This is a genomic window from Streptosporangium heterodermiicola (assembly GCF_051390675.1).
Taxonomy (GTDB): domain Bacteria; phylum Actinomycetota; class Actinomycetes; order Streptosporangiales; family Streptosporangiaceae; genus Streptosporangium.
Genome location: NZ_JBPJSR010000016.1, coordinates 178,637 through 194,054, shown reverse-complemented (window position 1 = coordinate 194,054; position 15,418 = coordinate 178,637). Strand labels below are relative to the sequence as shown.

Genomic DNA, 15,418 nt, shown 5'->3' with positions numbered 1-15,418 from the left:
ACGTCATGACCTCGTACGTCACCGTCATCGCAGTTCCTCCCGGTCGGCGCGGGTGCCGAAGGCGGCCACGACGCGGCTCTCAAGCCGGGTGACGTCCTCGCGGGTGACCCGGGTGACGGTCGGCGCGTCACCCGGGATGCCGAGCACGTGGAGCACCAGCAGTCTCCGCCGGACGTTCGCCTCCAGCACCAGGCTGCCCGGCAGCGCCGACAACGCCACCGTCATCAGCACGGCCACCGTCTCCGACGAGGAGCCCAGCCTGACCTCGACGATCTGGACCGGGGGCGGCGCCCCCGGGCGCAGCGCCCAGAAGGCGACCCGCAGGCTGGAGACCACCAGGTCCCCCGCGAAGCGGACGACGAACAGCAGGATCCCGACGGGATGGAGCCGGATACCGGAATCCTGGACAGGCAGCGGCAGCAGCCACACGACGACCAGCCCGGTCAGCAGGCCGCCGAGCACGTTGCCCACGCCGAGGTCCCCCCAGAGCAGCAGCCAGACCACCGTCAGCCAGGCCACCAGCGGCAGGGGTACGGGCCTGCCCAGCACCCGGGGCACCGGGATCACCGGACCCGGCCCCCTCACCGCCCACCGCCGAGCACCGCGGAGACGTAGGGCTCGCGGGCCAGTAGTTCGTCCGCGGCCCGCTCGGCCAGGGCGGACAGCGGCCCGGCCAGCACGGTGTACGACAGGGCCAGCACCACCAGCGCCGCCGTGGCGGCGAGCATCGGCGCCGGCATGGCGACGGCGGTGACGACGGCCTTGCCGGTGATCCCCCCGGTGCCCCTCGCCCCTCTCGTACCCGTCCCGCTCCCCCGGTCTCCCGCTCCGGCCGCCCTTCCCGTATCGGCCGCGCCTTCGCCGTCCCCGCTCTCCCGCACGGCTCGTCCCTCCGCGGTCGTTTCCTGGAGAGGTGAGGCCGGCGCCCCCCAGAAGGCCCTGCTCCAGGTCGTGGCCACCGCGTACAGGGTGAGCAGGCTGGTCAGCAGCCCGCCCGCGACCAGGGTGAGGGCCATCGGGCGGCCGTCCGCGACACCCGCCTGGATCAGACCGAGCTTGCCCAGGAAGCCGGACATCGGCGGTATCCCGGCCAGGTTCGTCGCGGGTACGAAGAAGAGCACCGCGATCGCGGGGGCCGCCCTCGCGAGGCCGCCGAGCCGGTTCAGGGAGGTGGTGCCGGTACGGCGCTCGATCATGCCGGTCACCAGGAACAGGCTCGTCTGCACGGTGATGTGGTGGGCGACGTAGAAGATGGCGCCCGCCATGCCCGCGACGGTGAACAGCGCGACCCCGAACACCATGTAGCCGATGTGGCTGACCAGGGTGAAGGAGAGCATGCGCTTGATGTCGGTCTGCGCCACCGCCCCGAACACCCCGATCAGCATGGTCAGCAGCGCCGCCCACATCAGCAGTCCGCTCACCGGTCCGCCGGGGAACAGCAGCGCCTCCAGCCGGATGATCGAGTAGATGCCGACCTTGGTGAGCAGCCCCGCGAAGAGCGCCGTCGCGGGGGCGGGCGCGGTCGGGTACGAGTCGGGCAGCCACGCCGACATCGGGAAGATCGCGGCCTTGACCACGAAGACCAGCAGCAGTGTCAGCTCGACCAGCAGCCTGATGTGCTGGGGCAGCACCGAGAACCGCTCGGCCAGCTGTGCCATCGAGACGGTGCCGGTCGCGGCGTAGGCGACCGCGATCGCGACGAGGAACAGCAGCGACGACGCCAGCCCCACCACCGTGTAGGTGGCTCCCGCCCGGATGCGGGCCTCGGTCCCGCCGAAGGTCAGCAGCACGTACGAGCCGCCGAGCAGCATCTCGAACCCGACGAAGAGGTTGAACAGGTCACCGGAGAGGAAGGCGTCCGACACCCCGGCGACCATGATCAGATAAGCCGGGTGGAAGATCGACAGCGGTGCCCTGTGCTCCTGGTCGGCACGGGACTGGGCCAGCGAGTAGACCATCACGCAGAGCGTCACCGCGGAGGAGACCGCCAGCATCAGCGTGGAGAGCCGGTCGGCGACGAGCGCGATGCCGATCGGCGCGCCCCAGCCTCCGGCGTGGGCCACCAGCGGCCCCTCCCGGTCGGCGGCCGGCAGCAGGAGCAGCGACACGAGCAGTACCACCGCGAGCGTGCCCACGCTGATGAGCGCCTGGAGCCGCACCAGCCTGCGGCCGATGGCCAGCTTGAGCCCGGCGGCCAGCAACGGCAGCACCACGGGCACCGGAATCAGCGCCTCCACCGGCACCCCCTCCCCCGGTCCCTCACGAACTGCCCGCCCCCCGGAACCTCGCCCCTCACGACCTGCCCGCCCCGCACGGGCTTCCCTCCCGCACCGCGCGGGACGCGTTCCCGCATCAGTCCTCCCCCTCCAGGTCGGTGTCGTCCTGCGCCCTGGCCTGCCGGGCCCGGTCGGCGCGGATCGCGGCGCGCATCTTCCTGAGGGCGTCGCGGCGGCGGGCGTGCAGCCGCCCGCGGATCTCGCGCTCCCGCGCGACCTGCTCCAGCTCCCTGCGGGCGAACTCGGCGCGCATCTCCCGTACGCGTTCCCGCCGCTCCTCCTTGGAGGCCTCCTCCTCGCGCCGCGCCTCGGCGAACCGCTCGGCGAGCTGTTCGGCGGACAGTCCCTCGTCCTTGTGCTCCTGCAGCCAGCGGCCCAGGTCGACGTTGACGTCGAGGATCCGCCGCTCCAGCTCCGCGGCCTCCCCGCGCTCCCGCTCGTGGCGGGCCTCCCGCAGGCGGGCGAGCTCGGCGCGCTGCTCCCTGACCAGCCGCCGGTACGCCTCCCTGCGTTCGAGCACGTCCTGGCCGAGCTCGCCGCGCCTGGCCCGCAGCCGCACCCGGCGGTCCTCGGTGTCGTCCTGCACCTCGTCGGCCCCGGTGAGCTGCCAGGAACGGTGGACCATGGCGAGCAGGAAGGCGGTGACGCCCAGCGTGATGACGATGGCGGTGAGCACCATGGCCTGCGGCAGCGGGTCGGCCATCCGCCCGGGGGCGGCCGTGCCCAGGATCGGCGGCCTTCCCGGCGGCCCGCCCGCGGTGAGGATGAGCAGGTTCACCCCGTTGCCGAGCAGGATGACCCCGGCCAGCAGCCGGACCAGGCTCCTCTCCAGCAGCAGCGTGACCCCGGTGGCCACGAGCGTGCCGGCCACCAGGAGGGGCAGCAGCGGGGCGGTCACCGGTCCTCCCCCTCGTCGATCCTCCGGTCCAGCTCGGCGCCCAGGCCGCGCAGGACGTCCTGCACCATGCCGATCACCGTGACGTAGACCCCGACGTCGAACAGCAGCACGGTCGACAGGTGGAGGTCTCCGACGAGCGGGACATGCGGGTCGGCGGCGAGCATGTCCAGCGGCCCCGAACCGGCCAGCAGCCCCCAGAACGCGGTGACCGCGCACAGCAGCAGTCCCAGGCCGACCAGCACCCCGGCGGTGACCGGCGCGGCGGCGGCCAGCTCGTACCGGCCTCCGGCGAGATAGCGCACGACCAGCGCGAGACCGGCGACCATGCCCCCGGCGAACCCCCCGCCCACCGCGCCGTGCCCGGTGAACAGCAGGAAGACCGAGACCACCATCACCGTGTGGAAGGTCAGCCGGGCCACCAGCTCGAAGATGACCGCCCGCTGCCCGGGGGGCAGGGTGGCCGCGAGCCAGTACGTCCGGGAGTCGTCGCGGGTCCTGCCCCGGGGGGTCCTCAGCGCGTACGACCGGCTGCGCAGGAAGACCAGGCCGGTCATGCCGAGGGTGAGGACGACGAGCACGGAGGTCTCCCCCATGGTGTCCCAGGCCCTGATGTCGACCAGGATCGCGCTGACGACGTTGGCGGCCCCGGCCTCCCTCGCGGCCGGGACCATCATCGTGCCGACCGGCGTCGCCTGCCGCGCGTTCATCGCGAGCACCCCCGCTCCGGCCACCACCGCGCCGCTCACGACGCCGAGGACGAGGCGCGCGCCGAACGGCACCCGGGGCCGGTCCTCCCGGGGGCCGAGGGGGAGCCTGCGCAGCACCAGCACGAACACGACCAGGCTCAGCGTCTCGACGAGGAACTGGGTCAGGGCCAGGTCGGGGGAGCCGTGCACGAGGAACAGCAGCGCCGTGCCGTACCCGGTCAGGCCCGCGACCAGCACCAGCACGACGTGCGAGCGCACCCTGAGCGCGACGGCGGCCGTGGCCATCAGGAGCACGCCGATGACGGGCTGCTCGACGCGCTCCCAGAGCACCACGTCCGGGCGGAGGCCGGGCGAGGGCCCGTACAGCAGCGAGAAGGCCGCGACCCCCGCCAGGGACACGAACGCGATCATGAGGTAGTCGGGCAGCGAGCCGCGCTGGACGACGCCGGTGAGCTGCAGGGAGAAGCGGACCAGCCCGCGGACCAGCGCCCAGTAGACCCGGCCGGAGTCCGTCACGTGCAGCGCCGTCGCCACCCGTACCAGCGGTTCCCTGACCAGGAAGAGGAGCGCGCCCCCCGCCAGCGCGGCGGCCGACAGCAGCAGCGGCACCGGCGCGCCGCTCCACAGCGCGAGGTGGGTGCCGTGGCCGGGGCCGGGGAAGGTGGCGGTGTAGCCCTCCATCGCCGCGCCGTACCGCCCGGCGAGCGGGGCGGCGGCGAGCCCGAGCGCCGACAGCAGCGCGGGCGGCAGGAACGTCGCGGCGCCGGTACGGCGCACCGGCACCGGCTCCCGGCCCGGCCTGTCGCCGAAGGCGCCCCACAGGAAACGCGCGCTGTACCCGGCGGTGAGGGCGGAGCCGAGGACGACTCCCGCGAGGACCACCGTGTCGGCGGGCCGCCCGGTCAGCAGCGACTCGAAGGCGGCCTCCTTTCCGGCGAACCCCAGGAACGGCGGGACGCCCGCCATCGAGGCGGTCGCCCCCGCGGCGGTCGCGAACAGCCACGGCGCCGAGCGCCGCAGGCCGCTCAGCTCGCGCAGGTCGCGGGTCCCGGTGGAGCGGTCGACGACGCCGACAACCAGGAAGAGCGACGCCTTGAACAACGCGTGCGCGAGCAGCATCCCGGCCCCGGCGAGCGCGGTGTCGCGGGTGGCCGCGCCGAACAGCACGGTCAGGAACCCCAGCTGGCTCACCGTGCCGTAGGCGAGCAGCTTCTTGAGGTCGTACTCGCGCAGTGCCCGCCAGGCGCCGAGCAGCATGGTGAGCAGGCCCAGGGGTACGGCCGTCCAGCGCCACACGGCGAGGTCCCCGAGGGCCGGGCCCAGGCGGGCGAGCAGGTAGACGCCCGCCTTCACCATCGCCGCGGCGTGCAGGTAGGCCGAGACCGGCGTCGGCGCGGCCATCGCGGCGGGCAGCCACATGCTGAACGGGAAGATCGCCGACTTCGACAGCGCCCCGGCCAGGATCAGCACCGCCGCCACCGGGACCAGGCCGCCGGACGGCGGGTCGGCGACGATCCGCGAGACACGGTACGTCCCGGCGGCCTCGCCGAGCACGACCATGCCGCCCAGCATCGCCAGCCCGCCGGACGTGGTGACGGTCAGCGCCTGCGTCGCGGCCCTGCGGCCGGTCCTGCTCGCGGGGTCGTGGCCGATCAGCAGGTAGGAGAAGACCGTGGTCAGCTCCCAGAACACGTACAGCAGCAGGAGGTCGTCGGCGACCACCAGGCCGAGCATCGCCCCGGCGAAGGCCACCAGCACCCCGGCGAACCGGCCGAGCCCCTCGGCGGTGGCGGCGAAGTAGCGCGAGCAGTACAGCACGACCAGCGCGCCCACCCCGGTTACCAGCGCCATCATGAGCACGGCCGGCGCGTCGGCGCGGAAGGACAGCCCCAGGCCGAGGGCCGGGGCCCAGTCGTGGTGCGACTCGACCGGGACGCCGGCCAGGGCGATCCTGGCCGTGTAGGCGAACCCGCAGGCGGGCGGTACGGCGAGCGCGAGGAACGCGTCCCGGCCGAAGCGGCGCACCAGGGCCGGGGCGAGTACCGCCGCCACGGCGTGCAGGATCAGCAGCGGCTCCATGTCCCCCCGGGCACCCGTCGTGGCCGACGTATCCCAAAATGCCGGGAGGCACACGTTTCACCGGTCAAGCACGCGGGCCGCTTGACCCGAACACCGCCGGTTCTTCACCGGGCCGTGATCGGCTCCCCGTCGGTTCCCCGCCGACTCCCCGCCGGCTCCTCGAACCGGAGAGCGCCGTCCCGCCGAGGAACGCCGCCGGAGAACGCTGCCCCGGGGAACGCAGCCCACGGGGCACTCCGCCCTGCCACGAAACTGCCACGAGCCTGCCACGGACCTGACACGGAGCGCTGTCAGCGCCTCCCGCGCCCGCCGGTACGGCCGAGCAGCCAGCCGATCACCGCGCTGCCGAGCGCGACGCCCGCGCCCATCCCGAACGCGGCGAGCAGTGACCAGGCGGGGACCCCCTGCCTGGGCCGCCCGGCCGGGGCCGGGCGCTCGAAGACGTGCGCGGATCCGGCCTGACCGGCCGCGACCGGAGCTCCCGGCGCGGCGGCCGCGGCGGGCCCGGTGAGCGACGGGTCGCCCCCCGGCGTGACCCGGGTGAGCACGCCGTCGGCGGGGGCGGAAGCGGAAGCGGGCGCGGAGAGCGGAACCGGGGCGGGAACGGGAGTCTCCCCGGAGACGAGGTGGCTCTCCACGGCGGAGAAGAACTCCCCCGCGGTCTTCCTCGCGACCGAGCCCAGCATGCGCTGGCCGACCCCGCCGATCATGCCGCCGATCACGGCCTCGGCGTCGTAGTCGATCCGGGTGCCGCCCTCGACCTCGCTGAGGCGGATCTCCACGGTGGCGTCCACGGTGCCGGGGGCGCCCTGGCCTCGCGCCCTGAGCACGAACCGTTCCGGCGCCTCGGGCTCCGACAGGGCGACCTCGCCCTGGTAGACGCCCTTGATGGAGGCCACCCCGGCGGTGACGGTCATCCGGTAGGTGTCCGGCCCCGTCTCCTCCAGGCGCTCGCACCCGGGGATCGTGCGTACGAGCACGGCCGGGTTCTGGAGCGCTGACCACACACGATCTCTGTCGATGCCGAGCACGGCACTGCCTGCGAGCTTCACACCAAGCACCCTAGGCAATCGCCGGGCGGACGGATAACAGCAACATCTGCCCGCCGCCCGGACCCGCCCTTGTCAGTGCTGCCCCAGCGCCTCGAACCGGACCCCGGCCCGGCGGGGGGCTGATACGGATCAGCCGGCCACGGGACTCCCGGCCCGCAGCGGCGCGCCCACGTCGTGCAGGTGACGCAGCGCCTGCGCGTACGAGCTGACGATCCCGGACTCCAGGTAGTCGACCCCCAGCTCCTCGCAGTACGCCCGGACGATCGGCTGGGCGCGGCGCAGGTTGGGCATCGGCATGCTCGGGAAGAGGTGGTGCTCGATCTGGTAGTTGAGCCCGCCGAGCACGACGTCCAGGACCACTCCGCCGCGCACGTTGCGCGAGGTCAGCACCTGGCGCCGGAGGAAGTCGAGCTTGTCCTCGCCCCTGAGCATCGGCATGCCCTTGTGGTTGGGGGCGAAGGTGCAGCCCAGGTAGACGCCGAAGATCGCCTGGTGCACGAGGAGGAAGACCACGGCCTTGCCGGGCGAGAGCACCGCGAACAGCGCGCCCACGTACAGGACGGCGTGCACGACCAGCAGCGACGACTCCACGGCCCGGTGCTTCATCGTCGGGCGCATCAGCGCCCGGACGCTGGACACGTGGAGGTTGAACCCCTCGAACGTGAGCAGCGGGAAGAACAGGAACGCCTGCCAGCGGCCCACGAACCTGGGCAGCCCCCTGCTCTCGGCGGCCTGCTCGCGCGACCAGAGCAGGAAGTCGGGGTTGACGTCGGGGTCGTGGTCCTCGTGGTTGGGATTGGCGTGGTGGCGGGTGTGCTTGTCCATCCACCAGCCGTAGCTCATGCCGATGGCGAGGTTCCCGGCCACCAGCCCGGCGATCTCGCTGGAGCGGCGGGAGCGGAAGACCTGGCGATGGGCCAGGTCGTGGGCGACCAGCCCGATCTGGGCGAACACCACAGCGAGGAAGACCGCCACGAGCAGCTGGTACCACGAGTCGCCGAGGGCGAAGAAGGCGGCCCAGCCACCGACGAAGGACGCCGCGACCAGGACGAGCCGCGCGGCGTAGTAACCGGGGCGCCGGTCGAGCAGTCCCGCCTGGGCGATCCGGCGCGACAGGCGGGCGAAGTCACTGCCCCGCTCCCCGTCCCCTTGGACGGTGTTCCCCGGAACGGCGGGGGGATCCGCGTCATCGATCGCGGTGGAGTTGGTCACGGTTCTCCTCAGATGGGTCGGATCACTCGACATGATCTTGTCAGCCGGTAGCGCCACAGATCGACGTCAACCAAGCAAGCCGACCATCCCAGGATTCCGTGACCGCCGTAATCCCAAACCCCCGCTCACACCCCAGCTTGTAGTAGTGCTGGCCCTACCCCTGCGGACACCACGATTTCCGGACAATTGTGAGATAGTCACCGGTGTCAACCCCTCCGGCACCCTTGCTGGACCGCTACGTCGGGCTCCCGGCTGCTGGCAGGATGGTCGCCCATGGCATCGGGGACATATTGGACGATCAGCACGGCGGCGGCGACGGCTCTGGTGGTGAGCGCCGGGTGCGCCACGGACCTCGACGGCGGGAGCGGCGGGGCCGGTGACGGCGCCGCCCCCGCGCCGGGCGCCTCCAGCGCGTCGAAGGCCCCCTCCGGCGCGGGCGACCGGGCGGCGAGGCCGTCCGGCCCTCCCGGGGTGACGCCCAGGCCGGGCGAGGTGGGCAGGTTCCCCCGTCCCGGCGACGGCCTGCCTCCGGTGATCAGCTCCATCCCCACGAAGCGGAAGGTCGTCTTCCTCACCATCGACGACGGCTGGGAGCAGGATCCCGGCTTCGTGGCGCAGGTCCGCGACCGGCGGATCCCGGTGGCGGCCTTCGTCACCCGCGACGCCGTGGAGGCCAGGGGCACCGCCGACCCGACCGCCCAGGGCGGCAGGTACCTCGGCGCGGGCAAGTGGCGGTACGTGCGCGACCTGCGCGACGCGGGGGCGACGATCGAGAACCACACGCTGACCCACCCCAACCTGCCGATGCTCGGCTACGAGGGACAGAAGACCGAGATCTGCGGCACCTCCAAGCTGATCCGCAGGCACACCGGCACCGCGCCCACCCTGTTCCGCCCGCCGTTCGGCAACCACAACACCCTGACCCGCAGGGCGGCCAAGGCCTGCGGCATCGACGCGCTCCTGCTCTGGACCGCGACCGTGCAGCCGGGCGGGAAGATCGCCTACCAGGTGCCCGACAAGAAGCTCCGCCCCGGCGACATCCTGCTGCTGCACTTCCGCCCGAACCTCGCACGCGACTTCGGGATCCTCGTCGCGAAGATCAAGCGCCGGGGGTTCCAGATCGGCAACCTCGACGCGTACCTGAGGGCGGCGAACCGTTGACGCGACGCGTACCTGAGGGCGGCGGCCCGCTGACGCGATGACCGGCCCGTCCGGTTCTCGCGCGTTTTCGTGGATCTCCCTGACGACCGGCGCGATATCGGGCCATTCTGGGGCGAAGCCCCGGCACGGAAGGCGCTGGAGATTGACGGACAACGAGCGGGAAAAGGTCTTCACGGAGGTTCTGGCCGACGTTCTGGACGAGCCGGAGCTGACCGCGAGCACGAACGACGCCGACGTGCCGTCGGCCGGCGAACTGCGTGAGGCCGCGATGGACGAGCGAGCGTCCATCCTGGGGCAGGTCAGGAGCGCGGAGGAGGAGTACCGCCGGGCCGCCGCCGCGGAGGAGGATCACCGCCGGGCCACCACCCGGGAGCGGGCCGGGCGGGGCGCCCGGCGCCTGACCTGGATCCTGCACCGCGTCGCGTGGGGGGCGGCCCTGCTCGTCACACTGGCGATGTGCGTTCTGAGCGGCTGGAGCGCCGAGCTCACGGCGGCCATCACCGACCGCCGCCCCCTCTCCCTGGGCTCCGTCGTGGGCACCGGGTTCGTCTTCGCCCTGGGACTCGTCGTTCTCGGCGCGTTCGTGGCCTTCGCCACCCGGTGGCTTTTCTGGCTCCTGTCACCCGCCGTACGCGCGGAGGCCCCCTCGGCCGAGGAGCGGCGCACGGCGGTGACGGTGACGGTGACGACCTGGGTCGTGGCACTGTTGGCGGCCTCGAATCTCGCCTACTCCGCCCAGGCGCTCACCTGGCAGCTCACCTACCGGCGCCTGCAGGGGCCGGGCGAGTCCTACGGCTGGTGGTGGTGGGTGTTCCTCGGCGCCCTGGCCGTCTACGCCGCGGCGCTCCTGTCGTTGAGGAGGGAGCGGCTCCCCGCGTTCGTGGAGCTCATGCCCGAGTACATCGACTCCGGCGGGGGCAGGGACCAGGCCGCCCGGCTGGAGAGCGCGTGGCGGGAGGCGCTCCACGAGAGCCTGCTGGGCTTCATGCGCGCGCAGATCAGCACCCGGATCAGCACGCGGGTCGCGCGCCGGTACGCCACGACGCTCGACATCGGAACCGCTCCGGGCCTGCGCCGGATACGGGCGCTCGACTACCACGTGCCGACCTCCGCGGAGACCAGGCTGATCATGATCAGCGACGGGATGGACGGCGGGAGCATCGCGCTGTCCGGACCACGCGGGGTGGGCAAGACCGAGCTGCTGAGGACGTTCTGCGCGGAGGGCGACGGGGCCGCCCGGGGCGCGGCGACCAAGCTGAGTGTCGAGGTGACGGCGCCGGTCGTCTACGACCGGCGCGAGTTCATGCTGCACCTGTTTGCCAAACTCTGCGCGCGCGTGACGGACGCCGGTCTCAAGGCGTCGAACGAGGCCGCGAGGAACCTGCGGCAGATCCGCTACCTGCAGACGCGGTCGGCCGAGACGAGCGCGAACGCGGGCTGGGGTGGCTGGGGGCTGTCGGTCAAGCGCGGGACGGGTCACTCGCGCCAGCCGCTCACCTACCCGGAGATCGTCCAGGCGCTGACGGACTTCCTTGAGCTGGTGGCGAAGGAGCTCGACGGCGCCAGGCCCGGACGCCGCCTGGTGATCGGCATCGACGAGCTCGACCGGATCGTGCCCGCGACCGGCGCGCGCGACTTCCTCAACGAGCTCAAGGCCGTCTTCGACGTCCCGCACTGCCTGTTCGTGCTGTCGGTCTCCGACGAGGCGCTCAGGGAGGCGGATCTCGCGCCGGCGGGCCGGCGCGACGCCTTCGACAGCGCCATCGACGAGGTCGTCCGGGTCGAGCCGCTGGACCACCCCACCGCCGTGAAACTGCTCGACACCAGGGTCATCGGCCTGCCCGCGCCGTTCTCTGCACTGTTCTACTGCCTGTCCGGCGGCATCCCGCGCGATCTGCTCCGTACGGCGCGGGCGGCGGTCGCGCTCGTCACGCCGGACCGGCCTCGTCCGCTGGCCGAGGTCACCGCGGCCCTGATCGACCGCGAACTGGCCCGGATCGCCGGCAGCGCCGGTACCGGCGCGGAGGCGCCGGAAGAGCTCCTCCGGCTGTTCCAGGCGGAGCTGGTCCACGCGCACGGCGGGCTGGGCGAGCTCGGCGACCGCGTCACCCGGCACGCCGCCGTGACCGCGGACGACGCGAGGCTGGGGACGACACTCGCCAACCGCGCGTACCACCTGGACACCCTGTCGAGGATCTTCTCGGCGGACCTGTCCAGGGAACTGGTCGTCAAGGCGTCCGATCCCCGGTTCCCCGGCTCCTTCCCGGCCCTGGCCCGGGCACAGCGCGAGATCGGCACGACCGGCACGCTGACCAGGTCGACCCTGCAGCAGATCAGGCAGGCATGGGCTCTACCGCCCCTCCCGCCGCTCCCGCCCGCCGTACCGGCGCGGTGAACCGCGCGCCCGGCCGCCGCCGTGGAGGCCCGGGGCCGGACGGCGGGCGGCCCGCCCCCCGCGCGGGGGGCGGGCCGCCCGTGGATATATGTGATCACTCACTCTCGGCGGTGTAGAGGTACTCCCAGTCGCCGCACCGGGTGGGGTAGGAGCTGTGCTGGCCGATCTGGCAGACCTTGACGCGGACGCTGTCGACCTTGTGCTTGCCGAAGGCGAAGGTCTTGGCACCCCCGGCGCCGCAGTATGTGTAGGACTTGCCGTCGTACCACTGGTCGCCGTCGTCGCCGAAGTGGTGGACCTCGAACTTCACGTAGGCGCACTTGCCGCCCTGCTTGTACGTGCGGTGGTCGAGGTCGTACAGCTTGCCCTTGACGTCGACCCGGTTCCACTTCCGCTGGTGGTCCCACTCGACACCGATCCAGCCGCGGCTCTTGGCCCGGTGGTTGGCGGAGAAGTAGGGGCCCCAGTTCTCGCTGTAGTCGTAGTCGTAGCCGGTCGCGGTGGTGGCCGCCGCCGGGGCAGCCGTGGTCGCCGTGGTCGCGGCGAGCGCGGTGGCGGGCGCGGCGAGCGTGATCGCGCCGAGGGCGGCCGTGGCCAGCAGACCGGCGGGGATTCGCTTGATCATGATTTCTCCCCTTGTCTCCCCGAACCGGCCTTTGCCGATTTCCCCCTGGAGTGACTCATTTGTATGGGGAGGGGCTTGCAGGTCCCCGTACCGCTCCTTACCGAGCGCTTGCGAGCCGTTTGCAATGGCTTGACCCGGTCGATCGCGGCCGGGAGGCGGGTCCGCCGCCCGGCGTACCCGGAAATCACCCCGGAGGCGGACGCCGCGCGGGGGGTGCCCGGCCCACCATGGAGTCACGCCTCGGGGGAGGCGGGCACGGGGGTCGTCCCGCACGACGGGACGGACGTCCCCTCCCCCGGACGCCCCTTCCCGGACATCCCTCCGGAGGCCGGAGAGGGGCGTCCGGGGAGGGATCCCCGGTGGCGCACGGGAGAGCCGGCGCCGCGTGCCAGCGAAGACGATCTCGGTCCGGCGGAGAAGTGCGGTCTCCCACCGGACCATGTGACGAAGATCGCAGTGGCTCGCGGCGCCCCTCCCGCCCATTGCTCTACAAGTCGTAGTACTACTAGAAGTAGAACTACAAGCCGTAGAGCTCAAGGCTCGCGAGCCCCAGGCTCGCGGGCTCGAAGCCCGCCGGCCCAAGGCCCGCGAAGGGAACGCGAGGGGACGATGGACGCGCTAGACCTGGCCCGGTGGCAGTTCGGGGTGACCACCGTGTACCACTTCCTGTTCGTACCCCTGACGATCGGGCTCGGCGTCTTCGTGGCCGGGCTGCAGACCGCGTGGCACCGCACGGGAAAGGAGCACTACCTGCGGCTCACGAAGTTCTTCGGGAAGCTCTTCCTGATCAACTTCGCGATGGGCGTGGTGACCGGCATCGTGCAGGAGTTCCAGTTCGGCATGAACTGGAGCGAATACTCGATCTTCGTGGGTGACGTCTTCGGCGCCCCGCTGGCGCTGGAGGCACTGCTCGCGTTCTTCCTGGAGTCGACCTTCATCGGCCTGTGGATCTTCGGCTGGGACCGGCTTCCCAAGCGCGTCCACCTCGCCACCATCTGGGCCGCGGTCATCGGGTCCAACCTGTCGGCGTACTTCATCCTCGCCGCCAACGCCTGGATGAAGCACCCGGTCGGGTACGAGGTGGTCGACGGCAAGGCCAGGATGACGGACCTGTGGGCGGTGCTCACCAACTCCACCGCGCTCGCCCAGGTGCCCCACGTGATCGCGGGAGCCTTCGTCGTGGCGGGCGGCTTCGTGCTGGCGGTCTGCGGCTACCACCTCCTGCGCGAACGCCGTGCCGGGACCGGCGGGACCGGCGGCGCGAGCATCTGGCGGACACCAATGCGGGCCGCGCTGCTGATGACGGCGCTCGCCGGTGCCCTGGTCGCGGGCAGCGGCGACACGTCGGCCAGGCTGCTGTACGAGCAGCAGCCCATGAAGCTCGCCGCCGCCGAGGGACTCCGGCACGACACCGCCGGAGCGCCGTTCTCCCCCGTCCCCGGGCTGGAGGTGCCCCAGCTGCTCAGCCTCCTGTCCACCCACGACCCGAACTCCGTGGTCCAGGGCACCGAGGACCTGCAGGCGCGCTACGAGGAGCGGTTCGGCCCCGGCGACTACCGGCCCAACCTCCCGGTGGTCTTCTGGTCCTTCCGCGTGATGATCGTCTTCGGCCTGTCCACGGTGGGCCTGTCGGTGCTCGGCCTCTGGCTGACCCGGCGGCGGCGCGGCGCCCCCCGTACCCCGCGTGAGGTCCCCGCCTGGTTCGCCAGGGCCTGCGTGCTCGCGCTGCCGCTGCCGACCATCGCGATCATCTCCGGCTGGCTGCTCAGCGAGATCGGCCGCCAGCCGTGGACCGTACAGGGCGAGCTGCTCACGGCCGCGAGCGTCTCGCCGGGCGTCAGCCTGGCCGAGGTGGCCGTCTCGCTCGCGGTCTTCACGGCGCTGTACGGCGCGCTCGCGCTGGCCGAGGCGGTCCTGCTCGTACGCCACGTCAAGGCGGGCCCCGAGCCCGTCGCCCCCGTCGCTCCCCGCACGCCGCCCTCCCGCGACGACGAGAGCGCGGACGCCCGTCTCCAGCCGACCCTCATGTACTGAAGGCGACGACGATGGAACTCACCACCTTCTGGTTCGCGGTCATCGCGTTCCTGTGGACCGGCTACTTCGTACTGGAGGGCTTCGACTTCGGCGTGGGCATGCTGGCACCGGCACTGGCCAGGAACGAGGCCGAACGCAAGCAGGTCCTGGGCACGATCGGCCCGGTCTGGGACGGCAACGAGGTCTGGCTGATCACCGCGGTCGGCGCCATGTTCGCCGCCTTCCCCGCCTGGTACGCCGGGCTGCTCAGCGAGTTCTACCTGCCGATCGTGCTGGTCCTCGTCGGGCTGATCGTGCGCGGCGTCGGCCTGGAGTGGCGCGGCAAGGTCCGGCACGCCGCCGACCGCGTCTGGTGCGACCTGGGCGTGCTGGTCGGCAGCGCCCTGCCCGCGTTCCTGTGGGGCGCCGTCTTCGCCGACCTGCTGCGGAACAGCGCGACGGCCGCCCTGGCCGGCGGGGTGTTCTCGCTCTCGGTGTGCGTGCTGCACGGGGCGGTGTTCGTCGCGCTCAAGACCACCGGGCCGGTGCGCTCCCGCGCCCGGCGCGCCGCGATGATCGCCTCCGCGGTGGCGCTGCCCGCCGCGGCGGCGGCCCTGTCGCACATCCCCACCGCGGGTACGGTGGCCGGCGCCTGGTCGGCGACCCCGTGGCTGTGGGCGGGCGCGCTCGCCTCGATGGCCGCCCTGGCCGCCGGGGTCGCGCTGACCTGGCGCGGCCGGGACGGCTGGGCGTTCGCCGCCACGGCCTCGTCCATCGCGCTGGGCGGCGCCGCCCTGTTCGGCGCCCTGTGGCCCGCCCCGTTCCCCGGCCTCACCGTCGCCGAGGCCGCCTCCGGCCCGTACACGCTGGGGGTGCTGACCTGGATCGGCCTGATCGCGCTGCCGTTCGTGCTCGGCTACCAGGCCTGGTCGTACTGGGTCTTCCGCAGGCGCCTGGTCGCCGAGGTCTCCTGAGGACACCGGACGCCTCGGCCGGACGC

At 72.7% G+C, this 15,418-nt stretch carries 11 protein-coding genes; 4 read left to right on the top strand and 7 right to left on the bottom strand.

Translation table 11 applies throughout. The features are described 5' to 3' along the window. Positions 1-24: 24 nt before the first annotated feature. The 6 genes from ACSC1Q_RS30620 to ACSC1Q_RS30595 form a co-directional block, all read right to left on the bottom strand. Positions 25-567 (bottom strand): Na+/H+ antiporter subunit E, encoded by a 543-nt coding sequence (locus ACSC1Q_RS30620; protein WP_436762156.1) that lies wholly within the window; start codon positions 565-567, stop codon positions 25-27. Positions 568-581: 14 nt separating this feature from the next. Beyond that, positions 582-2,237: a Na+/H+ antiporter subunit D gene (locus ACSC1Q_RS30615; protein ID WP_436762155.1), complete on the bottom strand. Its 1,656-nt coding sequence runs from the start codon at positions 2,235-2,237 to the stop codon at positions 582-584. 115 nt (positions 2,238-2,352) lie between these two features. Beyond that, entirely contained in the window at positions 2,353-3,174 is an 822-nt protein-coding gene (locus ACSC1Q_RS30610; protein ID WP_436762154.1) for a Na(+)/H(+) antiporter subunit C, read from the bottom strand. Further along, positions 3,171-5,960: a Na+/H+ antiporter subunit A gene (locus ACSC1Q_RS30605; protein WP_436762153.1), complete on the bottom strand. Its 2,790-nt coding sequence runs from the start codon at positions 5,958-5,960 to the stop codon at positions 3,171-3,173. Before ACSC1Q_RS30605 ends, ACSC1Q_RS30610 begins: the two co-directional genes overlap by 4 nt. A 290-nt stretch (positions 5,961-6,250) precedes the next feature. Continuing rightward, positions 6,251-7,012 carry an SRPBCC family protein gene (locus ACSC1Q_RS30600; RefSeq protein WP_436762152.1) on the bottom strand — a complete coding sequence of 254 codons (762 nt, stop codon included), beginning with the start codon at positions 7,010-7,012 and terminating at the stop codon, positions 6,251-6,253. A 129-nt stretch (positions 7,013-7,141) separates the two neighbouring features. After that, positions 7,142-8,224 (bottom strand): fatty acid desaturase family protein, encoded by a 1,083-nt coding sequence (locus tag ACSC1Q_RS30595; RefSeq protein ID WP_436762151.1) that lies wholly within the window; start codon positions 8,222-8,224, stop codon positions 7,142-7,144. Between the two features lie 273 nt (positions 8,225-8,497). Between ACSC1Q_RS30595 and ACSC1Q_RS30590 the strand changes: the two genes are divergently transcribed. Together ACSC1Q_RS30590 and ACSC1Q_RS30585 are read left to right on the top strand one after the other, a co-directional pair. Continuing rightward, positions 8,498-9,385, top strand: a complete 888-nt coding sequence (locus ACSC1Q_RS30590; protein ID WP_436762150.1) for a polysaccharide deacetylase family protein — start codon at positions 8,498-8,500, stop codon at positions 9,383-9,385. Positions 9,386-9,527: 142 nt separating this feature from the next. Continuing rightward, positions 9,528-11,780 (top strand): AAA family ATPase, encoded by a 2,253-nt coding sequence (locus ACSC1Q_RS30585; protein ID WP_436762149.1) that lies wholly within the window; start codon positions 9,528-9,530, stop codon positions 11,778-11,780. A 94-nt stretch (positions 11,781-11,874) separates the two neighbouring features. Here ACSC1Q_RS30585 and ACSC1Q_RS30580 read toward each other — a convergent pair whose 3' ends face one another. Then, positions 11,875-12,405 carry a hypothetical protein gene (locus ACSC1Q_RS30580; protein WP_436762148.1) on the bottom strand — a complete coding sequence of 177 codons (531 nt, stop codon included), beginning with the start codon at positions 12,403-12,405 and terminating at the stop codon, positions 11,875-11,877. A 609-nt stretch (positions 12,406-13,014) separates the two neighbouring features. Between ACSC1Q_RS30580 and ACSC1Q_RS30575 the strand changes: the two genes are divergently transcribed. Next, positions 13,015-14,439: a cytochrome ubiquinol oxidase subunit I gene (locus ACSC1Q_RS30575; RefSeq protein ID WP_436762147.1), complete on the top strand. Its 1,425-nt coding sequence runs from the start codon at positions 13,015-13,017 to the stop codon at positions 14,437-14,439. A gap of 11 nt (positions 14,440-14,450) precedes the next feature. Continuing rightward, positions 14,451-15,392, top strand: coding sequence for a cytochrome d ubiquinol oxidase subunit II (cydB, locus tag ACSC1Q_RS30570; protein WP_436762146.1), 942 nt, complete (start codon positions 14,451-14,453; stop codon positions 15,390-15,392). Positions 15,393-15,418: the final 26 nt, after the last annotated feature.